Source organism: Vibrio sp. Isolate23 (genome assembly GCF_022398095.1).
Classification (GTDB): domain Bacteria; phylum Pseudomonadota; class Gammaproteobacteria; order Enterobacterales; family Vibrionaceae; genus Vibrio; species Vibrio coralliilyticus_A.
In genome coordinates this window covers 130,702-147,184 of sequence record NZ_JAKEUV010000005.1, presented here as the reverse complement: position 1 = coordinate 147,184, position 16,483 = coordinate 130,702, and the positions used below count along the sequence as shown (strand labels likewise).

The following is a 16,483-nucleotide window of genomic DNA, read 5'->3' as shown; positions in this document are numbered from 1 at the left end:
ATTATTTCTGTACCGCTTTGATGGTAGGAGACCCTTCTACCGGATAGAAATTTGCTTCAAAACGTGAAATCAATTCGGAAGCAGGCAGAGGTTTGTCGAATAGATAGCCTTGGAACTGATCACAACCGAGTTGTTTGAGTGTATTCAATTCGTTAGCATCTTCCACACCCTCCGCGATGACTTCCAGATTGAGCCGTTGTGCGGTCATGATAATGGTATCGACAATAGCTTGATCACTTTCATCCATGTGCAACTGAGTGACAAATGAGCGATCTATTTTTAGTACATCAACTGCAAGATGCTTTAGGTATCTCAATGAAGAGTAGCCCGTACCGAAGTCGTCGATGGAAATTTTGAGATTGTGTTGCTTAAGCTTACTCATCTTCTGAATCGCACTTTCGACGTTTTCAAGCAAAAGGTTCTCGGTAATTTCCAGTTCTATATGTTCTCCATCAATATCGGCTTGGGCAAGCACATCATGTATGTGTTCGACAAAACTGTTCTGCGAGAATTGTAGTGGGCTGATATTGATAGCAAGACGACGGAAAGTCTCTGGCAGGACTCCTTGTTTACGCCAGCGTGAGTATTGATAACACGCTTGTTCAATAATCCAGTTACCGATTTGTAAGATCTGTCCGGTTTCTTCAGCGATTGGCATAAATACCCCAGGAGGCAATACGCCTTTCTCTGGGTGGTTCCAACGGATCAACGCTTCGACCCCAACGATTTGTTGTTCGCCATTCACCTGAGGCTGGTAGTAAAGCTCTAACTGACCTTTGTTAAGCGCTTCATGGAGACCTTTTTCTATTTCTAAGAAAGATTCCACCTGAGCCTGCATCTCTGGCTCATAAAACATGTACTTGTTTCTTCCGGCAACTTTGGCTCGGTATAACGCGGTATCAGCCTGACGTAGCACATCAATGTTGGTGGTGCTGACAGAAGGAAATACAGAAATACCGACACTGGTTGTGCAATAGAGCAGGTGATCGTCAATGGAATAGGGATTAGAAATCAATGCCAGCAGCTGTTGAGCTGTTTCATGCGCTTTATCTGGGTGAATTGAGGGCATGAGAATAGCAAACTCATCGCCTCCGATACGAGCTGCGGTATAGTCATCAATTAGCCAAGCTTCGATACGTTTTGAGATCGCTTTTATAAGGTGGTCACCGATAGTGTGGCCTAACGAATCATTAATTGTTTTAAAGCGGTCTAAATCAAGATAAAACAAGACACCGGAAGTATTTGTTTGCTTGGCATGTTCGATCGCCTCTTCCAGCATTTGTAGCAATAAACTCCGGTTGGCCAACCCAGTTAACGAATCATAATAAGCCAATTGGTTCAGCTTAGCTTCTGCCGCTTCTCTGTCTTTCCACAGATTGTGGAACGTTTTCGCCAAGTGTCCGAGTTCATCATCACGATACAAATTCGGCATGGGAACTTCTGCATTTTTGTCTTGAAGTGAGCGTACCCAATCGATCAAGGTGACCAGAGGTTTGGAAAGCTTCTGGTAGAAGAACAGCAGCAAAATGGTTGTTAGCAGAATGTTCCTGAATAAGTCAAAGAAAAGAATTTGGCTGGTTTTGGCAATAAAGTCTTTGGCAATATTGGCGCCATTCACAGAGAAACTTAATGTGCCAACCACCACGTGGGAATTCGGCTGGTGTAGCTCAGTTTTGTAAACGGGGGTTGTTGGTGTCAAATAATGAGAGAGTGCTTCGGTAAATGAGTTTTCAAGCGATACTCCCCTTTCCCGTTCGGTCAAAGTATCGCCAAAGTCATCAACAATGGAGACTTTATAGATAGCACTGTCCATCATCAAGCTCGATGCTACTTGTTCGGCTAAAAGCTGATTTAAGTGATATGCAGCCTGGCTGGCATTGGAATAATTCTGTAATAGCTTAAATTGGTAGTGTGCTTCAATCCGCTTTTGTTCCTGATGAAGGTCCACCAAAATTTGATATAAGCTGAAAATGATCCCTAATATCACGGATACTAAAAAAACCGTTTTCGCTTGCCGGAATGCTAATGAGTTTATTTTCTTGCTCGTAGGCATAATTTTATATAGTTCCCTCTACTCCTTTAGTTATAGCCTAAATTTATTGATATTTTAATTTGTATCTTACTTAGATGTGAATTGTTAGGCTTTTATTCGCCTTTGTTGCTCCTAAAGGCAATATAAGCGAGAATACCGCGCAAAACCGAATCAATCTGCCAGCTTATCAGTCATGGTTATCTTGACGATACACTGGCGTTCAGATGAAGAAGATCTTTTGATGTCAAATACAGCATTTACCGGCGAAGTTTCCAAGCGCAGAACGTTCGCTATCATCTCGCACCCGGATGCGGGTAAGACCACCATTACTGAAAAAGTATTACTTTTCGGACGCGCAATTCAAACGGCAGGTACAGTAAAAGGCCGTGGCTCTGCTCAGCACGCGAAATCTGATTGGATGGAAATGGAAAAAGAGCGTGGTATCTCGGTCACCACCTCAGTGATGCAGTTCCCATACAACGAATGCCTAGTCAATCTATTGGATACACCGGGACACGAGGATTTCTCAGAAGATACTTACCGTACTTTAACGGCGGTTGACTCCTGCTTGATGGTGATCGACGCAGCGAAAGGTGTTGAGGATCGTACTCGCAAGTTAATGGAAGTGACCCGTCTTCGTGACACACCGATTGTAACGTTCATGAACAAACTTGACCGTGATATCCGTGATCCCATGGAGCTACTGGACGAAGTCGAAAGTGAGTTAAATATTTCCTGTGCACCGATTACTTGGCCTATTGGTTGTGGTAAAGAGTTTAAAGGTGTGTACCACATTCATCGTGATGAAACGATTCTCTACTCGACAGGCCAAGGCCACACCATTCAGGAGAAACTGGTTGTAAAAGGCTTAGATAACCCTGAACTTGATGAGGCGGTCGGTGCTGAATTAGCGGATCAGCTGCGTGAAGAGCTTGAGCTTGTGATTGGTGCATGCCCTGAGTTTGATCAGGAGTTGTTCCTTGCGGGTGAGCTTACGCCGGTATACTTTGGTACGGCACTGGGTAACTTTGGGGTTGACCATATGCTGGATGGCTTGACGGAGTGGGCGCCAGCGCCGATGCCTCGCCAGGCGAATGAGCGTCAAGTCGAAGCGAATGAAGAAAAATTCTCTGGCTTTGTATTTAAGATTCAGGCCAACATGGATCCAAAACACCGTGACCGTATTGCTTTCATGCGTATTGTTTCTGGTACCTATACACAGGGTATGAAGATGAATCATGTGCGTCTTGGTAAGCAAATCAATATTTCTGATGCGGTTACCTTTATGGCCGGTGATCGTTCACGTGCTGAAAATGCTTATGCGGGTGATATTATTGGTCTGCATAACCACGGCACCATCCAGATTGGTGATACTTTCACTCAAGGTGAAGCGCTCAAATTCTCCGGCATTCCTAACTTTGCTCCCGAGCTATTCCGTCGTATTCGTCTAAGAGATCCATTGAAGCAGAAGCAGCTGCTAAAAGGTTTGGTACAGTTATCTGAAGAGGGGGCGGTGCAAGTGTTCCGTCCGCTACAAAATAATGATCTTATCGTAGGTGCGGTCGGTGTGCTTCAGTTTGACGTCGTTGTTGCGCGTTTAAAAGCGGAGTATAACGTTGAAGCAATTTATGAGAGCGTTAACGTTGCAACTGCGCGTTGGGTCGAGTGTGAAGATGGCAAGAAGTTAGATGAGTTCCAGCGTAAGAACCAAGCCAATCTAGCACTGGATGGGGGCGATAACCTGACGTACATCGCGCCAACAATGGTCAACTTAAATTTGGCGAAAGAGCGTTTCCCAGATGTTGAGTTCCGAGCGACTCGCGAACACTGATCTTCGTCACCTTTGACGCGATAGCGGTGTTGACTGCGTAACCTCATCTTAGCTAGCGCCAAAGGACTTGGCAGATCTGATAACTCAATACCGCCTCTGTATAAAGGCGGTATTTTTGTTTTTAGCAATGAGGATGCGCTTTTAGCCGATCGAAAATAAAAGGGCTGATGCTCTCACATCAACCCTTTAGTGTTGTTAGCTTGTCGCTACTTTTTCTTCTTTGCGACTTTCTTTTTGCCTTTCGCGGTGGACGCTTTCTTGTCGTCTTTTTTCTTTTTCTTGAATGTAGGTTTCTTGTGCTTAGGGCGAAGCTCTTTAATGAAGCGCTCTTTGATCTCTTCTTTTACGTAGCGAGCCACGCGATCCATCATGGGTTGATCGTGGGCCTCGACGAGTGAGATCGCATTACCTTTCTTACCAGCACGAGCGGTTCGGCCGATGCGGTGAAGATAAACATCTGCGCTTCGTGGCATGTCGTAGTTGATAACATGGCTGACATCTGGCAGATCAATGCCTCGCGCCGCAACATCAGTGGCAAGAAGCACATTGACTGAGCCATCGCGGAATCGTGCAATGGCGTTGTTACGACGATCCTGTGGCATTTCACCTTGAATCCAGGCACATGGAATTTGGGCTTTTTCCAATTCTACGCGTAGCTCGGCTAATCGTTCCCGAGTTTTAAGGAAGACAATAGAACGCTCTGCTTGGTCATTGATGATTTTTTTCAGTAGTTCCAGCTTATGTGACATATCATCGGCACGGTGATACCACTGAGCAATCTTTTTACGCTCGCGACGAGAAGGTTCGGCATCTATCTCTGCTGGCTCTTTGAGTAGATCAGCGGTAAAACCTTCTACGCCTTTCCCTTCAAGTGTCGCAGAGAAAAGTAAGGTTTGTTTTCGCCAGCGACATTCAGAAGAAAGACGATCAACGGTCGGGCCAAAGCCCATGTCGAGCATGCGATCCGCTTCATCGAGGATCAACCATTCGATTGCTCGGCAGTCGAAACGTTCTGCTTCGATGTATTCCATCAAGCGTCCTGGGGTCGCAACCACGATATCTTGGGTTTTGGAGAGAATATCAGCGTGTTCTTGATACTGTACTCCACCTGTGATGGTGAAAATGTTTAGGCTGGTATGTTTTGCGAGCTCACGAGCTTGGTCAGCGACTTGCATAGCCAATTCGCGAGTCGGAGTCAGGATTAGCACACGAGCAGGCCCCGGCTTACGACGAGGGAAGTCTTGCAAATATTGCAAAGCGGGCAAGACAAAAGCGGCCGTTTTACCTGTGCCAGTCGGCGCCGAAGCGAGAATGTCTCTGCCGTCCAAAGCTTGTGGAATGGCTTCAGCCTGGATCTGGGTTGGGCGGGTATAACCCATTTCTTCGATTGCAACGAGCAGGTTGTTATCTAGCTCTAGTTCAGCAAAATTTCTGATCACTCTGGTGTCTCCACAAGCTGGTAAGTGAGAACGATAAATTTAAGGGAACGTATTATAGAGGGTTCGGTGATAAGGATCACACCTTAATTTCTACATCTTCAAATAAAACGCTTTCGTCAATGCGATAAACTCGTCGCTGTAGCCATTATCATCTTGAATTATCAGCGTTTCTACCTTCGTATTTGATGGGGGTTGGCTAAGCTCAATCAGCAACCGGCTCACAGGCTTCTTCTCTGTGGTGTGTACCTCACATAAACTAGCCAGGTGCCAACCAAGTGTTTCCGCTAAGGAGATAAAAAGCCTCCCTTCCGTTTCAGAAAGGACAAACCAAGCTCGGCCGTCAGCGTTCAGTAACTTTTGGCATTGCTGAAGTAAAGCTTCGTGGCTCAAGGTTAAGGTGTGCCTTGCCGTGGCGCGTTGTTGGGTTTGGGCGTGCTCTCCGGAGTTAAAATAGGGTGGGTTACAGACAATAGCGTCATAGCTTGTTCCGAATGGAAAGTTGAGTACGTCGCCTTCCAGTAATGTTAGTCGGGAAGACCAAGGAGAAGAGGTGAAGTTCTCTTTTGCAGCCTGTAAAGCGTGCTGATCAATGTCGATTGCGTCAATGACACAGTCAGGGCTGCGCTGTGCGCACATTAAAGCCAATAAACCTGTGCCTGTTCCAATATCTAAAATGGTATTCGCCTGTTTAATATCGCACCAAGCTCCGAGTAACACGCCATCAGTGCTGACTGGCATGCCTGAGTAACCACCAGAAATTTTAAACTGCTTGAATGAAAAGTCTTTCGTCTTGGTTTTTGTGTTTTTCATTTTATTCTGTGCGTGGTGAACAATTGAGTGATTCAGTCTCTTGTTGGATCTTTGTATGGTCTTTTGTTCTATCAATGTTGCATTTGTTTTATTTATTGATCCATATATTAAACTAATATTTTCTATTTTAATGGTCGATATAACTGGTTGTGAGTTTAAAGTATAAATTTATATGGTGTTTTTGGCCCTAGGGTTGCGGATGAGTGTGTGTTTCGTCATTATTCGCCTCCAAATTTATAGATTGGGTAGCCATCACGGACTACTCAGCATGCACAACATCAATCAAAAAGTTAAAGGGTCTCTTGTGAATCAGACTTTAAAATTAACAGATATTATCGCGGTAGGCTTTATGCTTTTCGCCTTCTTCTTAGGTGCGGGTAACATTATCTTCCCGCCACTGGCAGGACAACTTGCAGGTGAAAACCTTGTTCCTGCGATGACTGGTTTTCTTCTCACTGCGGTAGGTCTTCCTCTTATTACGATCGTTGCTATCGCCGTTGCAGGGGGATCTTGGGATCACCTCACCAAAGATTTACCTAAGCGTGTAGCAATGACGATTGCGGTACTGATCTTTATCATTATTGGACCAGCTTTTGCGGCGCCACGTACCGGTTTGGTGGCTTATGAAATGGCGGTGAAGCCATTTTTTGCTGATGCCACACAACTTCATCTGACGGTTTTTTCCATCCTATTCTTTGTGGTTGCGATGTCTTTTGCTTGGTCTCAAGGCAAGCTGATTGATGTGATCGGAAAAATACTGACACCAGTACTTTTCCTAGGCCTAATTGTGCTTGCTGTCGCTGTGTTTATCGACCCTCAAGGAGAAATGATCGCAGCGCAAGGTGAATACCTTACGCACCCACTGCAAAAAGGTTTCCTTGAAGGTTACAACACCATGGATACCTTCGCCTCGCTGATGTTTGGCGGGCTTATCGTCGATGCACTTCGTCAAAAAGGTATTTCTGATCAAAAGGCAACTGCAAAATACCTGATCAGAGCCGCATGTGTTGCTGCTGCTGGTTTGGCTTTCGTTTACGTCTCTTTATTCTACCTAGGTGCAACCAGTGCGGCTGTGGCTGCTGGTGCAGACAATGGCGGTGTGATTCTTAGCGTGTACGTTCAATCTCTGTTCGGCCCGTATGGTCAAATTGTATTGTCAGTGATTGTGCTTCTTGCGTGTTTAACCACGGCTATCGGTATTATCTCAGCGTGTTCTGATTACTTTAGCTCGCTGACTCCAGTGTCTTACAAAACTTGGGTTGTGGTTAACGGTGTGGCGTGTGCAGTGGTCGCGAATGTTGGCCTTTCTCAACTGATTGCCTTGTCTGTTCCTGTGCTATTTGCACTATACCCAGTGGCTATCGCTTTGGTCGCACTGACATTTATTCGCAAGATGCTACTAAACCCACAAGTGGCTTACCGTGTCGTTATCCTTGTGTCACTGCTGTTTGCTCTGATTGATGCAGCAAAAGTCGCGGGTGTGGATGTGTCTGCGCTAAGTATGTTACCGCTGTTCGATATTGGCATGGGTTGGTTGCTGCCAACAATTGCTGCCATGATCTGCATGTTTTTCATTGGAAAATCAGCTCAATCAGAGCTATCAGAAGAAGCGGTTTAAGCCGAAACGCACAATAGATAAAAATCCCCTGTCATGCCTCGTGTGACAGGGGATTTTTCGTTGAATCGTCGGTAGGTTGTAGTGCAAAAAATTCCTGTATCTTCATCACACTTTTCAGTACAATTCTCCGGTTAAATTCTACTCATAAATGTTGAGCAAACATGTTTGAAATCAATCCTATTAAAAACCGCCTTAAGGACGTGTCTGAGCGCACTAATGTCCTGAGGGGGTACCTTTGACTATGACGCCAAACAAGAGCGTCTAGAAGAAGTCAACGCAGAACTAGAACAACCGGATGTGTGGAACGAGCCTGAGCGTGCGCAAGCGCTAGGCAAAGAGCGTTCTGCTCTAGAAGCGGTTGTGGAAACGATTGACCAACTTGAGCAAGGTGTGGAGGACGTTGATGGCCTTCTAGAGCTTGCGGTTGAAGAAGAAGATCAAGAAACCTTCGATGAAATTGAGCCCGAGCTTGCTGAGCTTGAAGCTAAACTAGAAAAGCTCGAGTTCCGTCGTATGTTCTCTGGCGACCATGATGCATCTGACTGCTACATTGATTTGCAGTCAGGCTCTGGTGGTACAGAAGCACAAGACTGGACATCTATGATGCTACGCATGTACTTACGTTGGGCTGAAGCAAAAGGCTTTAAGACGGAAGTGATCGAGGTCTCTGAAGGTGAAGTTGCGGGCCTTAAAGGTGCAACGGTTAAGATCTCCGGTGAGTACGCTTACGGTTGGCTACGTACGGAAACAGGTGTTCACCGCTTGGTTCGTAAATCGCCATTCGATTCAAGTGGCCGTCGCCATACATCGTTTGCTTCTGCGTTTATCTACCCAGAGATTGATGACAACATCGACATCGACATTAACCCTTCTGATCTACGTATTGACGTATACCGTGCATCCGGTGCGGGTGGTCAGCACGTTAACACCACGGAATCCGCGGTACGTATTACTCACGTTCCAACCAATACTGTGGTTCAGTGCCAGAATGACCGTTCTCAACACAAGAACAAAGATCAGGCAATGAAACAGCTTCGTGCGAAGCTATTTGAATTAGAGATTCAAAAGCAAAATGCAGAGAAGCAAGCCAATGAAGACGCTAAGTCGGACATTGGTTGGGGTAGCCAGATACGTTCATACGTACTGGATGACTCGCGCATCAAAGATCTGCGTACTGGTGTTGAAAACCGCAACACTCAAGCGGTTCTTGACGGCGATCTAGACAAATTTATCGAAGCTAGCCTGAAATCAGGCCTGTAAGCTTTTCACCGAAAAACTATTTTCATAAAGAAAGACAGGATACATCAAAAATGACTGATGCTGTTCAAAACGACAATGTACAAGAAGAGAATAAGCTGATTGCTGAGCGCCGCGCTAAACTGGATCATATCCGTCAGAGCTGCAAAGCAAACGGCCACCCAAATGACTTCCGTCGTGAGCACCTAGCTGGCGATCTTCAAGCGGAATTCGGTGAAAAGACGAAAGAAGAGCTAGAAGAGCTAAACCATGTTGTGGCTATCGCGGGCCGTGTTATGGCTAAGCGTGGTCCTTTCCTAGCGATTCAAGAAACCTCTGGTCGTATTCAAGCTTACGCTGCAAAAGAGGTTCAAAAAGAGCTGAAAGAGAAATACCAAGGCCTAGATATCGGTGACATCATCGGTGTGAAAGGTGCTCTTCACAAGTCAGGTAAAGGCGATCTTTATGTGAACATGGAGTCGTACGAGTTGCTAACGAAAGCACTTCGTCCACTTCCAGAGAAATTCCACGGTCTGACTGACCAAGAGATGCGTTACCGTCAGCGTTACGTTGACCTGATCGTCAACCAAGATTCACGTGAAGCGTTCATCATCCGTTCTAAGCTTGTATCGGCAATCCGTAACTTCATGAGCTCAAAAGGCTACCTTGAAGTGGAAACGCCAATGATGCACGTTATCCCAGGTGGTGCAACGGCTCGCCCATTCATCACTCACCACAACGCACTGGACATCGATATGTACCTGCGTGTTGCTCCAGAGCTTTACCTGAAGCGTTTAGTGGTTGGTGGTTTTGACCGCGTATTTGAGATCAACCGTAACTTCCGTAACGAAGGTCTATCGCCACGTCACAACCCAGAATTCACTATGATGGAATTCTACCAAGCGTACTCTGACTACAAAGACCTAATGGATCTGACTGAAGAGATGCTAAGCACAGTTGCGATGGACGTTCTGGGTTCAACGTCTATGCCTTACGGTGACGAAACAGTTGAGTTTGGTGGCAAGTACGCTCGCATGAGCATGTTTGAAGCAATCAAACACTACAACCCAGAGCACGCTGAGATCCAAGCGCTAACAGAACAAGACCTGACTAATCGTGACAAGATGGTTGCTATCGCAAAATCGGTACACGTGGAAGTTGAAACTTTCTGGACATGTGGTCAGCTTCTAGAAGAGATCTTTGGTGAGACTGCTGAGCCTCAGCTAATTCAACCAACCTTCATCACTGGCTACCCAGCGGATATTTCCCCTCTTGCTCGTCGCAGCGATGATAACCCGTTCTTCACAGACCGTTTCGAGTTCTTCATCGGTGGCCGTGAAGTGGCGAATGGCTTCTCAGAGCTTAACGATGCTGAAGACCAAGATGCGCGCTTTAAAGCACAGGTTGATGCGAAAGACGCTGGTGATGACGAAGCTATGTACTACGACGCTGACTACATCACAGCTCTTGAGCACGGTTTACCGCCAACGGCAGGTCAAGGTATCGGTATCGATCGTCTAGCGATGCTGTTTACTAACACGCACACCATCCGTGACGTAATTCTGTTCCCGGCGATGCGTCCACAAGCTTAATTGCTAGTGTAAAAACAGCGAAAAGGCTGATATCACAGAGGTGATATCGGCCTTTTTTATGACGTAAAGATCAGAGGTTTTTCACTTCCAGCCCAGCTAGCTGATGCCAGTAACCATTACATTGGTGGTTATCAATTTTCATCGGGCTTTTCCCAGATTCGTTAGCCCGAAAATGGTTTAATTCTGAAAGGGTTTCGATTCCGAGTGGACTAAGGCGAACGACATCGACTAGCCCGTGCATATTTGGCAAATCATTGATCAGGTTGTAGCAATATCCGGATTGAGTCTGAATGCCGTTGAGGTTAAACACTTGCTGTCCTTCCTGACTGCTCACCTTTATGCCTGTGGGGTATTTAATACAGCAGGTTTCGCAATCGTCTTTAGCTCGATTTTCAGCACGAGCGGTGAAGCAGCGTGCAGAGTAGGCCAGTGGCAAATAGCCGTGACTGAATACCTCGACTTCAAATTTACCTTTAATACCAATTTCATCACATTGGTTAAGTACATTACCTAACCATTCTCTAGATAGCTCGACTGGCATGCACCAGCGAGTCATACCCTGCTTAAGAAATAGCTTAAGTGTATGCGCGTTATAGGTATTCACGGCGGGTCCGACGACAAACGGCACTTTGTGCTCTGCGGCCAGCTGGATGGCAGAGACATCGTTGGCTTCGATCGCAAATTCACCGTTATTAATGTACTTCTTCATGATGTTGACTTCACTGGGTGCTTCAAGCAACGCCATGGTGGAGAGCACCACTTGTTTACCGGATTGACTGAGCGATCTTGCAATATCCATCCAATGTGCATGTTTCATTTCTCGGCGTTTGGAACAAACGCTCTCGCCAAGGTAAATAATGTCGGCGGAGCTGGATGCGGCCTGCAGATAAAAGGCTTCAACATCTTGCTTAGGCCAGAAATAAAGCAAAGGGCCAAGGGCGTATTTCATCGTGTTTTCCTTACTGCCATTTACGGTGGTATGCACCGAGAGTCGTTTGAGTACCTTCTGAAACGTTAGCCAGTGCAGCATCCCAGGCTGCTTCAACTTGATAAGCTTCTGGATTGGCTAAGTAGCGGTCGATAGCTGCACGCCAAGTACGAGTCACTTGCTCGACATAGGCGGGGCTTCGTTGACGCCCTTCGATTTTTACAGAAGCCACATTTGCGGCAAACAAGTCTGGCAGCATGGAGAGTGTGTTCAAACTGGTTGGCTCTTCCAGTGCATGATAAGCCTGGGTGTGCTTGTCTAGCTCGGCGGTGAAGCGCCCCTTACAAAGAGTAGGGTAGCCAGCATTTTCACCATCACTGTAGCGGTCGATAAGAATATCATTGAGCCGAGATTCCAGCCCTTGTTCAGTCTCCTGCCAACGAACAAATCTCGCAGGCGAGCAGGCGCCGACAGTATTGGGAGATTCGCCTGTCATATACGAAGAAAGGTAGCAGCGTCCTTCAGACATAATGCACAAGCTACCGAAGGCAAACACTTCCAGTTCGACATCTTGTGGAATAGTACGTGACAGCTGTTTGACTTGATGGATGGATAGTACGCGTGGCAGAACCACTCGCTTTACATTGAAATTACGCTTGTAGAAATCGATGGCCGCGACATTGGTTGCAGAAGCTTGTACTGACAAATGCAGTTCGAGATCCGGATATTTATTGGCGGCATAATCCAAAACGGCAATGTCAGCAATAATTAACGCATCAATACCACTTTGGGCAGCGCGATCTACAGCGTCGGTCCAGCGTTCAAATCCATCGGGATGAGCAAAAGTATTCAATGCGATGTGGATCTTTTTGTTATGGTCATGAACATACTGAACCGCTTTGTCCAGTTTTTTACCTGTGAAGTTGAGCCCAGCGAAATGGCGCGCATTGGTATCGTCTTTGAAGCCGATATACACAGCGTCAGCACCACAATCGATGGCTGTTTTGAGAGCCGGTAAATTACCCGCAGGACAGAGGAGTTCCATTGTGCCTTCCTATCCGTTTATAACTGCTTTACGAAAATTGCTCCGCATTTTATGAAGGAACACGAGTGTCGAGTTTGATGTAAGGCAGGTTTAGGTAAGTTTCTGAGTCAAATACTCATTTAGAGTGAGTGACAATCAGTTTTTATGGCGACGATGTTGGGCAAACAGCTCTTCGACCTCTTGCTTAGGTTGAGGGCGATAAAAGTGGAAACCTTGGATTGAGTTACAATTGAGATTGGAAAGTAGAGTAGCTTGCTGCTGGGTTTCAACCCCTTCGGCCACTACGGTGAGATTAAGGGATTTGCCTAGGTTAATGATGTTCTCGATAACCGTGACTTGTTTAGGTAATGTATCGATGTCATTAATGAAGGCGCGGTCAATCTTAAGCTCATCTAACGGGAATCGAGCCAGATAAGACAGTGATGAGTAACCAGTACCAAAGTCATCGATAGATAAGGCAAAACCAAGTTTTTTGATTGCGTTAAGCATTTGCAATGTGTGTTCACTGTCGCTCATTACCGCACTTTCGGTGAGCTCAAACGTGATGCAGCTAGGGTCAAGCTCTGTGGTACGCAGTAGCTTCTCCATATAATCGATCAATTTCGGATTACCAAACTGCTCAGGTGATAAGTTAATCGCCACACGCCCCGGCAGAATACCTTGGAGTTTCCAGCGTTTTACAGTGTTGAAAACTTCTCGCATGACAACCCGGCCTAAGTGTTCAATAAGGCCGGCTCGCTCTGCGACAGGAATGAAAGCTCCAGGGCTGATATAGCCTTCGACGGGGTGTTTCCAACGGATAAGAGCTTCAGCACCGTTAATACTGAAGTCACGAGCGTTAACTTTAGGCTGATACCATACTTCTAAGCCATTTTGCTGTAAGGCTTTTTGCAGCTCAATTTCCAGCCATAAACGCATACGCGCTTCTTTGTTCATCTGATCATTAAATTTAATCAGGCGGTTACGGCCTCTGTCTTTGGCTTCGTACATCGCGGTATCGGCATTCTGCAGTAGAATACGAGCGTCATTACCATCTCCAGGATAAGCGACGCTACCGATGGAACAGGCTAGACGCTTACTGAAATGGTGTAAATCAAATGGCTGGTTAATGAGAGAAATGATTCGTTCCGCAAGAATTTCCGCCATTCGATTATTTTCTGGCTCCGGCAGGATTAAGCCAAATTCATCACCGCCTAAATGCCCAATGACGGCGTGTTGCGGTAAAAGGCGCTTAAGACGTGATGACACTTCTTTGATCACTTTATCACCGATGTGATGACCTAAAGAATCATTAATGTTCTTGAAGTTATCAATATCCAAATAAAGCAGTAACAGTGGTGTTTCATTGTGAATAAACTGCTCTAAGCGTTTGGTAAAGCCAAAGCGATTGTATAGACCTGTGAGGGAGTCTATGTGAGCATCTTCAAGCGGCTTGTTGCTGAGCTGTTTAGGTGTTTCATTCGCATCTTGGATAAGGACTAGCTGTGAATTACTACCTAGAACCATTGCATTGTCAGCGTGCAAATGCACTCGGCGCTCGAAACCACACCTTGGCCCAGTCAGGCAAGTCAGAGGGTTTTTGGCAAGTGAATGGCTTAGTGATTGATTGAAGACAGTTTTGGTTTTTTCATCAACAAACAGGCGTGAAAGCTCTTCGCCTAGCAAATCCCGGCTGCTTTCGAAGCCCAACAACCGCACTGCTGCCGGGTTGGAGAAAATAATACAGTCTTCCTCAACGATCAAAAGGCCATCAGGCAGCAAAGTCGTCAGAGTAGAAAATTTACCTTCGGATTCTTCTAACGAACGAACAAGAATGTGTTTCTCTGAAGTATCTACAGCGTGAAAAACCACGTGTTCAATGTTGTTGTCGATTTCTACAGGGGTGAGGCTGAAATGTAGGCTGGTCTCGAGATCGATTTCATTGAGCGTAATTTCTGCTTCGAGAGATTCTCCTTTGAACGCTCGTTCATAATAAGGCTTGAGTTGATTATAAAAATGCTTACCCAGAGTTTGAGTATCGTTCATACCAACTAGCTCTTGATTGGATAGGCCCGCGATATCGCAATAGCGGCCATTAACCATGGCATAGTTATGTTGGTTATCTAAGATAGCAAAAAAAAACGGACTATTCGCCGTCATCTTCATGAACCAATGCTGTAGTTGTTGCGAAAGCATCAAAGGTATTACCGACTCTCCCAAGAGCAATACGAGTCACAGAGCTGTGAACTGAAGCGATATCAATAACTATAACTGTGATTGCCGCTAGATTAAAGGTTTAGGGGCATTAGACGAAATTTTGATACACAACAGGAATCGCTCCATCATCATCCATTATGATGAATTCCTTATTTACAAAGTAACGGATAACGCGCGTGATTAACAAGATTCGTACCCAACTAGTTCAAAATGCTGCATCAATTTTGCGATCTCCAGTCCACTTATTACCTCAAATTGTACAAAAAAAAGTCTTATTAGATGGGCTAAAGAGTGTGTTTAAAGAGGCCTTAGAGGATGGTGACTTTGAGTTCCTCCAAGATAAGTGGTTGAAAGTTGAAGTAAAAGATATGAATCTGAGTTGGTATATTAGCTATCAAAAGGACAAGTTGATTGTTGCGGATTCGCCGGTTCAGGAAGAAGATGTGGCTTTTGGAGGAAATCTAAATGATCTGGTGTTAATCGCAGGAAGAAAGGAAGATCCGGATACATTATTTTTTCAGCGTCGGCTGTCTATAGAAGGTGATACTGAGCTGGGGTTAGAAGTAAAAAACCTGATGGACAGTGTCGATCTTGAACAACTGCCTAAAGCGATGCAAACGCTATTAAATCAGCTAGCAGACTTTGTGCAGAAAGGGTTACAATCGCCTATTGCACAAAGTGAGGTTATCAATGCTTATTCGAACTGAAGCCCCAGCGGACATTCTCGCCGTTGATAGACTGCTAAAATCTGCCTTTGAGACAGAAGCAGAAGCTGATTTAGTGATGCGATTAAGAGAAAACGGTCGAAGAACGTTGTCGCTGGTGGCCTGTAATGATGAAGGGGAAGTCGTTGGGCATGTTATGTTTAGTCCAGTGACTCTAAATCACGAAGAGTTGAGTTGGCAAGGGTTAGCACCGCTGGCGATCAAAGAGGGCTACCGACGCCAAGGTTTAGCGGCTGAGCTGGTAAAAGAAGGATTTGAGTCTCTGAGAGAGTTCGGCTATCCAGCTTGTGTGGTACTCGGTGAACCAGATTATTACTCGCGATTTGGTTTTGAAGCGAGTGAAAATTATGGCTTTCATTGCCAATGGGAAGTGCCTAAAGGTGCGTTTCAGGTGATAGAGTTATCGCAGGGTGAGTTTTTGGGCCGTAGTGGCTTGATTGAATACAGCCCAGAATTTTCAGCATTTTAGGCATAAAACCTAGGCGAATAACGAGAAAAGTATGACTTTTGTCCTTTTTTTGACCGCTTAGGCATCAAGTCGTCTTTTTTTGAAAAATTCTACTTGTCAGCGTAATAACGTTTCGCTAGTATTGCTCGGCCTTCGATAAGGAGGTCGCTAGCCTTGTTCAAAAACATCAAAAAGTTTTCGAGCGGCGCTGGCTCAACAATTTGGAACATAGGTGGAAATCATGTTTACAGTTCTACTTGTGATTTACCTGTTGGCAGCGGTTGGTGTAATCGGCCTAGTGCTGATTCAACAAGGTAAAGGCGCAGATATGGGAGCCTCATTCGGTGCAGGCGCATCAAACACAGTGTTTGGCGCAAGCGGCTCAGGTAATTTCCTAACCCGAATGACTGCAATTTTTGCAACAGTATTTTTCATCCTTAGCTTAGTTCTAGGTAACATGTCGACTCATAAAACTGAATCTCAGTGGGTTGACCCGACTCAAGGTCAAGTTATCCAACAAGCTGATGATGCTGCGAGTGAAGTTCCAGCCCCTACAGGCGACGAAATTCCTCAATAAGCTAAA

General features: G+C 45.6%; 13 protein-coding genes. 7 read left to right on the top strand and 6 right to left on the bottom strand.

What is annotated here, in order from left to right; genetic code table 11:
- Position 1 precedes the first annotated feature (1 nt).
- The gene (locus tag L1D31_RS14275; RefSeq protein ID WP_239837762.1) at positions 2-2,053 is read right to left on the bottom strand and encodes an EAL domain-containing protein; all 2,052 of its coding nucleotides are present in this window, start codon (positions 2,051-2,053) and stop codon (positions 2-4) included.
- Positions 2,054-2,273: 220 nt separating this feature from the next.
- On the opposite strand from L1D31_RS14275, the gene prfC reads away from it, so the two are divergent.
- The gene (gene prfC / locus L1D31_RS14270; protein WP_239837761.1) at positions 2,274-3,863 is read left to right on the top strand and encodes a peptide chain release factor 3; all 1,590 of its coding nucleotides are present in this window, start codon (positions 2,274-2,276) and stop codon (positions 3,861-3,863) included.
- 206 nt (positions 3,864-4,069) lie between these two features.
- Here prfC and srmB read toward each other — a convergent pair whose 3' ends face one another.
- Both srmB and L1D31_RS14260 read right to left on the bottom strand, forming a co-directional pair.
- Positions 4,070-5,302 carry an ATP-dependent RNA helicase SrmB gene (srmB, locus tag L1D31_RS14265; protein ID WP_239837760.1) on the bottom strand — a complete coding sequence of 411 codons (1,233 nt, stop codon included), beginning with the start codon at positions 5,300-5,302 and terminating at the stop codon, positions 4,070-4,072.
- A 90-nt stretch (positions 5,303-5,392) separates the two neighbouring features.
- Entirely contained in the window at positions 5,393-6,112 is a 720-nt protein-coding gene (locus L1D31_RS14260; RefSeq protein WP_239837759.1) for a methyltransferase, read from the bottom strand.
- Between the two features lie 304 nt (positions 6,113-6,416).
- On the opposite strand from L1D31_RS14260, the gene brnQ reads away from it, so the two are divergent.
- The 3 genes from brnQ (at position 6,417) to lysS (ending at position 10,558) form a co-directional block, all read left to right on the top strand.
- Positions 6,417-7,730 carry a branched-chain amino acid transport system II carrier protein gene (gene brnQ / locus L1D31_RS14255; protein ID WP_239837758.1) on the top strand — a complete coding sequence of 438 codons (1,314 nt, stop codon included), beginning with the start codon at positions 6,417-6,419 and terminating at the stop codon, positions 7,728-7,730.
- A gap of 161 nt (positions 7,731-7,891) precedes the next feature.
- Positions 7,892-8,990 (top strand): peptide chain release factor 2 gene (gene prfB, locus L1D31_RS14250; RefSeq protein ID WP_126575070.1). Its coding sequence is split into 2 segments (ribosomal slippage): positions 7,892-7,966 and positions 7,968-8,990, totalling 1,098 coding nucleotides; the frame shifts between segments, so codons are not numbered across the junction.
- Positions 8,991-9,040: 50 nt separating this feature from the next.
- Complete coding sequence (lysS, locus tag L1D31_RS14245; protein ID WP_239837757.1) at positions 9,041-10,558, top strand: lysine--tRNA ligase; 1,518 nt, start codon at positions 9,041-9,043, stop codon at positions 10,556-10,558.
- A 70-nt stretch (positions 10,559-10,628) separates the two neighbouring features.
- Here lysS and L1D31_RS14240 read toward each other — a convergent pair whose 3' ends face one another.
- The 3 genes from L1D31_RS14240 to L1D31_RS14230 form a co-directional block, all read right to left on the bottom strand.
- Complete coding sequence (locus tag L1D31_RS14240; RefSeq protein WP_239837756.1) at positions 10,629-11,507, bottom strand: U32 family peptidase; 879 nt, start codon at positions 11,505-11,507, stop codon at positions 10,629-10,631.
- A 10-nt stretch (positions 11,508-11,517) separates the two neighbouring features.
- Positions 11,518-12,531 carry a peptidase U32 family protein gene (locus L1D31_RS14235; protein ID WP_239837755.1) on the bottom strand — a complete coding sequence of 338 codons (1,014 nt, stop codon included), beginning with the start codon at positions 12,529-12,531 and terminating at the stop codon, positions 11,518-11,520.
- Positions 12,532-12,666: 135 nt separating this feature from the next.
- Positions 12,667-14,706, bottom strand: a complete 2,040-nt coding sequence (locus L1D31_RS14230; RefSeq protein WP_239837754.1) for a bifunctional diguanylate cyclase/phosphodiesterase — start codon at positions 14,704-14,706, stop codon at positions 12,667-12,669.
- Positions 14,707-14,903: 197 nt separating this feature from the next.
- Here L1D31_RS14230 and L1D31_RS14225 point away from each other — a divergent pair, with 197 nt between their 5' ends.
- From L1D31_RS14225 to secG, 3 genes are all read left to right on the top strand, one after another.
- Positions 14,904-15,434: an SCP2 domain-containing protein gene (locus L1D31_RS14225; protein WP_239837753.1), complete on the top strand. Its 531-nt coding sequence runs from the start codon at positions 14,904-14,906 to the stop codon at positions 15,432-15,434.
- Positions 15,418-15,921 (top strand): N-acetyltransferase, encoded by a 504-nt coding sequence (locus tag L1D31_RS14220; protein WP_239837752.1) that lies wholly within the window; start codon positions 15,418-15,420, stop codon positions 15,919-15,921. The genes L1D31_RS14225 and L1D31_RS14220 overlap by 17 nt, the downstream gene beginning before the upstream one ends.
- A 220-nt stretch (positions 15,922-16,141) precedes the next feature.
- Entirely contained in the window at positions 16,142-16,477 is a 336-nt protein-coding gene (gene secG / locus L1D31_RS14215) for a preprotein translocase subunit SecG (RefSeq protein ID WP_006958051.1), read from the top strand.
- Positions 16,478-16,483 lie beyond the last annotated feature (6 nt).